Below are 7,009 nucleotides of genomic sequence, written 5' to 3' on the forward strand. Positions count from 1 at the left end.
ACCCTATATCAACACCTACGCTTTGGTCGGCTGGTTCTTTTGTTTATACCCCCCCGCGGGCCCCCCCCCGCCCGCGGGGTTGGTGCCGCGTCGACGTTGGGACGCGGGATCGATGGCCCGCGGAACACCGTGCTGTCGCCCGGACCAGGGGTAGGTGGTGCGACGGATCCCGCCGCGGTGCCAGTCCTGCGTCGCCCCAGCCGGCTTCAGCCGGCTTTCCTTGTCAGCCCGGCGGCTTCAGCCCCGGGCACGCGCCACGACGCGGCGACCTTCCCGCCACCCACCCCGGCTACGGTCGGCATTCGCAAACGCCGGCTCACGCACGCGCGAGATGGGGCGGTCGGCGTGCCAGCGTATTGCGGCAATGCCTATCAGCCCGGCTTTCCGAGAACGCGGCTACTCCGGCTGGCTGCTGAGCGCCGCCTTCTGGTACTCGATCAATTGGTGAATACCGCGCTCGGCGAGGTCGAGCATCGCGTCCAGCCGGGCGCGTGGGAAGGGCTTCCCCTCGGCCGTCCCCTGGACCTCGACCAGGTCGCCGCGGTCGGTCATGACCACATTGCAGTCGACCTCGGCCTGGCTGTCCTCTTCGTACTCAAGGTCCAGGCGCACTTCGTCCCAGACGACCCCGACGCTGACCGCCGCCACGTACCCGGTGAGCGGCACGGCCTTCAGTTGTCCGGTGCGGACCAGGCGCTCCAGGGCCAGGCGCAGCGCCACATAGCCGCCGGTGATCGCCGCCGTGCGCGTGCCGCCGTCGGCTCGCAGTACATCGCAGTCGATCAGAATCGTGCGCTCGCCCAGGAGGTCGAGCTTCGTCACCGCACGCAGGGAGCGGCCGATCAGCCGCTGGATCTCCTGCGTCCGCCCGCCGGTCAAGGCGCGCTCGCGGGGGATGCGCTGCGGGGAACTGCGCGGCAGCATCCCGTACTCGGCCGTGACCCAGCCCTGCCCCGTGCCGACGAGGAACGGCGGCACCCGCTCCTCGATCGTCGCCGTGCAGAGGACGTGGGTGTTGCCCATCGTGATCAACGCCGAGCCTTCGGCGTACGGCGCGAATCCCGGCTGAATCGTCACCGGGCGAAGCTCGTCATTCGCCCGGCCGCCGGGGCGCTTCCGGTTGAAGATCGCGACCACCCGCGCGCCTCCCTTCCCTCGCCCGCCGCGCCAGCAGCGCCCGCCACCGCTCCAGGCGCGCGCCAACTTCCCGCTCGTAGCCGCGTCCCGTCGGTTCGTAGTAGCGCCGGCCCACCAGGTTGTCCGGCAGGTGCTGCTGCTCGACGATCGCCTCGTCGTAGTCGTGCGCGTAGCGGTACTCCGCGCCGTAGCCCAGCTCCTTCATCAGCCGCGTGGGGGCGTTGCGCAGGTGGAGCGGCACCGGCTCATTCCGCGTACGGCGCACGTCCTCGGCCGCCGCACCGTAGGCACGGTACAGCGCGTTGCTCTTGGGCGCGGTAGCCAGGTAGACGGCCGCCTCGGCAAGCGCCAGCGCGCCCTCCGGCATCCCGAGGAAGTGCACGGCCTGCTGGGCAGCTACCGCCACCGTGAGCGCCTGTGGGTCCGCCAGGCCGATATCCTCGGACGCCGCGCGCACCAGCCGCCGCGCCACGTACAGCGGGTCGTCGCCCCGCTCCAGCATCCGCGCCAGCCAGTAGAGCGCGGCGTCGGGATCGGAGCCGCGGATCGACTTGTGTAACGCCGAGATCGTGTCGTAGTGCGCATCCCCGGCCCGGTCGTAGACCCCGGCCCGCTGGTACGCCGCCTCCGCAACCTGGTCACGTCCGATCACGCCGTTCTCAGCGCCAACTGCGGCCATCTCCAGGGTGTTGAGCGCGAAGCGGGCGTCGCCGTTGGCGAGGTTGACCAGCAGGTCCAGCGCGCTGTCGTCGATGCGCAGCCCCTGACCACCCAGCCCGCGCTCAGGATCCTCCAGCGCCCGGAGCACGATGGTGCGCACCGCGTCGTCATCCAGCGCCTTAAGCACGATGACGCGTGACCGGGAGAGCAGCGGCGAGTTCACCTCGAACGACGGGTTCTCCGTTGTCGCGCCGATCAGGATGATCGTCCCATCCTCGACGTAGGGCAGGATCGCGTCCTGCTGGGCGCGGTTGAATCGGTGAATCTCGTCGATGAACAGGATGGTGCGGCGCCCGTGCATCCCCAGCCGGTCGCTGGCCTCCTTCACCTCGCGCCGCAGGTCCGCCACCCCGGCGGAGACGGCGGAGACTTGCACGAACTCAGCCTTGGTGACCGTGGCGATGATCCGCGCCAGCGTCGTCTTGCCGCTGCCCGGCGGACCCCAGAGGATCAGCGAACTCAGCCGATCCTGCTCGATCGCCCGGCGCAGCAGCGTGCCCGGCCCGACGACTTCCTCCTGGCCGACAAACTCGTCGAGCGTGCGGGGCCGCATGCGGTCGGCAAGCGGCGCTCTCTTCCGCAGCAGATCCCGCTTATGGGCTTCGAACAGATCCATCGCGCCCCCTGCCGTTCATGGCGACCAGTCGACCCCGATTGTACTCGACGGCTCCGCGCGCTCCCCGTACACTGCCGGCACAGCACACCGGACCACGCAGCGCCCACAGGGTGGAAGGGGGAAGCAGGATGGATCTCCACGTCGTCCAGATCCACTACGGAGACGGCCGACCGGCACCGGATCGCGAGAAGGAAACGACCGCCCTCCAACAAGCAGGCGTCTACGATGTCGCAGGCGGGGATGCTACCTTTGCCACCCCGACCCTCCCGAAAGCCGAGCGAGACGCCGACCGCATCGTCACCCTCGGCCGCGTCTGCGGCCAGATCGCGGGAGCGGTGGCCGACGGCATCGCGGCTGGACGGCACGTGGTGATCACCGGTGGCAACTGCTCACACCTTCCGGGCGTCATCGGCGGGCTCCAGCAGGCTTATGGCCCGGCCACGCGCATCGGCCTGGTCTGGTTCGACGCCCACGGCGACTTCAACACGCCGCGCACCACGCTCAGCGGTATGCTCGGCGGTATGCCGGTCGCTGTCAGCGCCGGGCTCTGCTATCCGACCTGGCGCGAGCTGGCTCGACAGCAGGTTCCGCTCCCGACCGATCGGATCGTGATGGTCGACGTCCGCAACCTTGACCCGGACGAGGAGCGGCTGATCCACGCGACGGATGTGGAGGTGACCCGCGACGACGCGGCGCTCGCCAAGGCCGTGGCCCGCCTCGCCGAGCAGACCGACCTGATCTACCTCCACGTCGACCTCGACGTGCTCGATGCCAGCCTGACACCGACCCACCCCACCAAGGAACCGAACGGCCTGGACATCCCGGCCTTGCTCCGGCGCATCGAGATCGTGATGGACACCGGGAAGGTCGGCGCGTTCGGCTTGCTGGCAATGTACGCGCAGGGGGCGGAGGGAGAAACCACGATGGCGTCCGCCATTGAGGTCATGCGCGGCGCGCTCACGCGCTGGCGCGCCGCCAGCGGGGCGTAACCGCACGGAGCGCGGGCGTCTGCATGAGCCCCGTGGGAACGGCCCTCACCCCCGACCCCTCTCCCAACTTTGGGAGAGGGGAGGTACCTGCGAGGCGCGGGCGAAGACGCCCGCGCTCATGCCGTCGACGGCCTACTTCTCGTCGAGCTCGTCGTCCGTCTCGTCGATGATCTGGTGGAGTTCTTCGATGCGGGCCTCGATCTCGTCGAGGCTGCGGAGGCCCAGTTCCAGGAGATCCTCGCGGATCTCCTCCAGGCGATCCAGCTCCAGCATGAGGTCGTAGAGCGAGCGTCCATTCAATTCATCCGCCACGGCAACCCTCGCTAGCGTAGGATCGAGTAGACCACGATGCTGAAGGCCACCGCCGCGATGCCGCCGTACTCGGCCAGGTCGCGTCCGGCCACCCCGCGCCGGAGTTGGGCGGAGATCAGCCCGGCCGCCAGGTAGAAGAAGATGAGCAGCACCGCGCCGCCGGTCCAGCCGGTCGCCTTCCAGTAGTTCAGCACCCAGGTGATCTGCCCCAGCATCACCCCGCCGGCCAGCGCGTAGACCAGACGCCGGCCGAACAGCGCGTCCTCCCCCTCCGTGAGCTGCAAGAGCAGGAGCACGCCGATCACCAGAACGGCGGTGGCGGAGAAGAGACTGCGGACCTTGTTGATGTAGACCATCGCCAGGGCGATGAACGCGACACCGTGGATCAGCAGCGTGTAGCAGGCACGGGCGCGCTGCCGCGCCACGAGGTCCGCGTCGTAGAGGAAGTGGCGGGCGATGCTCGCGGCTGCCAGGGTAAGAAAGGCCCCGAGCGATACTCCAGCGATAGCCGTCTCCCCGTGGTACACGGCGAGCAGCATGATCGCTGCGAACGTCGCCACCCCAGGGAGGAGCCACGCCGTGGGCAACTCGGAAGCCGGCTCATAGCGCACCTGCCGCGCCGCGGCGGTCGAGAGCGCGTAGCCGGTCTCGCGGTCGAACACCTGGAACAGCACGGCGGCAAGCACCGCCACCGCCAGGCCGGCGAGCCAGTAGGAGCGGCCCGCCGGGTCGTAGATCGGCACCGAGCCGGGCCCCACGTTGACCCGCTCGGCCCAGACTCCGAGGAGGGCCAGCAGCGCGGCGATGGTCAGACTCAGCAGGATGGCACGGACGTAGGTTGGCCGGTGTTCCAACGGCGTCGCTCTCCGATGGTCCCCAGGCGACTGAACCGTGCCCCGAATCCTAGCCGACCGGACAGGACGTGCCAACCCGCGGCAGCCGGCAGCGCCAGCCCCACCGCGTGCACTTGACAGCATCCCCAACCCCGCGTACCGTGGATCTTGAAAGGAACTGTGGCGCGAATAGATGCCTTCTCGCTACGGTGTCCACGAATAGCCCCGACTGGGCGCAGTCCCCATTGCGCCGCACGGCATCCGTCCGGGTGGCAAGACCGTAACCGTTATGACGATTCGGGTGCCAGGCGCTGGTTCCACGCGACAACATTGGTCCTGTCCACCCGGCTGCATCCAGTAAGGAGGCGAGCCCGTGACTCATCGACGCTTCGGCATTTGGGATCTCGTATTCCTCCTCGTGCTGCTCGTCTCGCCACCGGCAGCCATCTTCAACGTCAGCCAGGGGCGCTACGGTCAGGCCTTCATCGCGCTGGCAGCCTTCGGCGTCGGCCTCGTCGCGCTCGTGTGGAGCCTGACCCGCGAACCGGTCGTCGAGACGCCGCGCCCGCAGCGGACTCCGCACCCACACCGCCCACGGCGTCAGCCGCAGCGTGATGCCGAGGGCCGGGTGCAGGACTGGCTCGCCGTCGGCATCCTCTCGGGCTTCGTGGCGACCGCCGTCATGACCGTGACATTCCTCTTCGGGTACGGCATCGCCGCGGTGTTCGCCTCCTCAGACCCGGACGCCGGATCCCTGGCCACCTGGTTTGAAGCGCTGATCCACAATCCGTTCACCCGCGCCACCCAATCCAACCTGCCCGCCGCCATCGGGCTCCACTTCGTGGCCGGCATCGTCTGGGCCGTCGTCTACACGGGCCTGGTCGAGCCGCGCCTGCACGGGCCAGGCTGGCGGCGCGGGCTGATCTTCGCGATCGTCCCGTGGCTCTTCTCGCTGCTCGTCTTCCTCCCCCTGGTCGGCGGCGGGATTCTCGGGGTCGCACTCAACGCGGGACCGCTCCCGATCCTCGGCAACCTCATCCTCCACGCGGCATACGGGATCACCCTCGGTGAAGTGACCGTGGCAGAGGGGCTGATGAGCGAGGGCGATCAGGTGCGCGATGCGACCGAACCGGCAGCCCTGTCCCACGTCCAGCGGATGATCGCGCTCGCGGTCGTCCCGGGTCTCATCATCGGTGCGATCGTCGGCCTGATCACCGCGCCGGTCGTGGCACCGGGATTCGCTCCGGCCACCGTGGCCGTGGTCGGCGCCATCGTCGGCTGCGTTGCAGGCGTCCTGCTCGGCTCGTTCTCCTGGACGGCCCGCGGCCCCGAAGGGGCCTAGCCTCGACTCCTGGGCAGCGCGGGCACCTTCGCCCGCGCTGCCGTCTCCAGCAAAGCCAACTGGCACAAGATATGCATCCCCAGTAGGTGCGCGGCCTGGTGCCGCGATTGCGTGCTTGCCTGCCCGTACCGGCTGCGCAGCAAGCCCTGGAGGCACGGCCCCGATGGGACGACCGTCTCGGCGAATCATTGCGAGCCTGGCCGTCAGCCTAGCGGTACTCCTCATCGCCTGCCGCACGGGCGGAGGCGACACCAACACGCCGACGTCGGAGTCCCTCCCGCCGCGGACCATCACCACACCGATCCCCACCGCCGAAGGTTGGCCACAGGGATCCCCGCCGGTCGTGTTTCCCGCCACACCGCGCAGCACTCCGTCCGCCTCACCGAGTGTCAGCCCAACCGCCTCACCAGGTGCCAGCCCGGCAGCCCTGACCAAACCCGTGGCCCTGGCTGAGGCACTGGACAACCTGGAGGCACAGGACTCGTACGTCATGCAGCTCGATGCCGCAGGGTTTACCGGGGCCGAGACGCTTCTCCCCGGCGCTGGCGAAACGTTCCGGATCACCCTGCGCCGTTCCGGGGATGACCGGCACGTCCGCATCTTCGACGCGGACGGCAACCGGCTCGTCGAACTGTGGCGCGTCGACGGTCAGGCGGTGACCGACGTCGGGGCCGGGCCGATCGCCGCCACATCGGACACGCCGATCGTCGGTCGGTTCCTCCCGCTGCTCGACCTCGACACCCGCTTCCTCCGCACGCTCTCCGGGGATGATGCGGACTACACGATCACGGGAACGGAGACCGTCGACGGCACCCCGGCAACGGTCGAGGAGGCCACCTACGACGTGAGCGGCGCATCGCGAGCCCTCCTCACGACCAGCGACACCGCCACGGTCGCCTCCACGATGTGGGTGGCGACGGAGGGGCAGTACCTCCTACGGCTCGACCTTACCTTGACGCCAACCGGCGCCACGCCAGCCACGGACACACAGCCGGCCACCGCCCACGTCGAAGTAACCGACATCGGCACCGCACCCCCCATCACCGCCCCCGCCCCGTAG

The 7,009-nt window shown here is 69.3% G+C and carries 7 protein-coding genes; 3 read left to right on the plus strand and 4 right to left on the minus strand.

What is annotated here, in order from left to right; all coding sequences use genetic code 11:
• Positions 1–396: 396 nt before the first annotated feature.
• Both rph and IRZ30_RS14305 read right to left on the minus strand, forming a co-directional pair.
• Positions 397–1,137: a ribonuclease PH gene (gene rph / locus IRZ30_RS14300; protein WP_294086128.1), complete on the minus strand. Its 741-nt coding sequence runs from the start codon at positions 1,135–1,137 to the stop codon at positions 397–399.
• Positions 1,091–2,473, minus strand: a complete 1,383-nt coding sequence (locus IRZ30_RS14305) for a replication-associated recombination protein A (RefSeq protein ID WP_294086130.1) — start codon at positions 2,471–2,473, stop codon at positions 1,091–1,093. The genes rph and IRZ30_RS14305 overlap by 47 nt, the downstream gene beginning before the upstream one ends.
• A gap of 128 nt (positions 2,474–2,601) precedes the next feature.
• Between IRZ30_RS14305 and IRZ30_RS14310 the strand changes: the two genes are divergently transcribed.
• Positions 2,602–3,462, plus strand: coding sequence for an arginase family protein (locus IRZ30_RS14310; RefSeq protein ID WP_294086131.1), 861 nt, complete (start codon positions 2,602–2,604; stop codon positions 3,460–3,462).
• Between the two features lie 132 nt (positions 3,463–3,594).
• On the opposite strand, the gene IRZ30_RS14315 is transcribed toward IRZ30_RS14310, so the two are convergent.
• Complete coding sequence (locus IRZ30_RS14315; protein ID WP_294086132.1) at positions 3,595–3,774, minus strand: hypothetical protein; 180 nt, start codon at positions 3,772–3,774, stop codon at positions 3,595–3,597.
• A gap of 11 nt (positions 3,775–3,785) precedes the next feature.
• Positions 3,786–4,628, minus strand: coding sequence for a hypothetical protein (locus tag IRZ30_RS14320; protein ID WP_294086133.1), 843 nt, complete (start codon positions 4,626–4,628; stop codon positions 3,786–3,788).
• A 352-nt stretch (positions 4,629–4,980) separates the two neighbouring features.
• Between IRZ30_RS14320 and IRZ30_RS14325 the strand changes: the two genes are divergently transcribed.
• Both IRZ30_RS14325 and IRZ30_RS14330 read left to right on the plus strand, forming a co-directional pair.
• Entirely contained in the window at positions 4,981–5,949 is a 969-nt protein-coding gene (locus IRZ30_RS14325) for a DUF6789 family protein (protein WP_294086134.1), read from the plus strand.
• Positions 5,950–6,112: 163 nt separating this feature from the next.
• Positions 6,113–7,009, plus strand: coding sequence for a hypothetical protein (locus IRZ30_RS14330; RefSeq protein WP_294086135.1), 897 nt, complete (start codon positions 6,113–6,115; stop codon positions 7,007–7,009).

Origin of the sequence: Sphaerobacter sp. (assembly GCF_019683595.1) — a bacterium.
Lineage (GTDB): Bacteria > Chloroflexota > Chloroflexia > Thermomicrobiales > Thermomicrobiaceae > Sphaerobacter.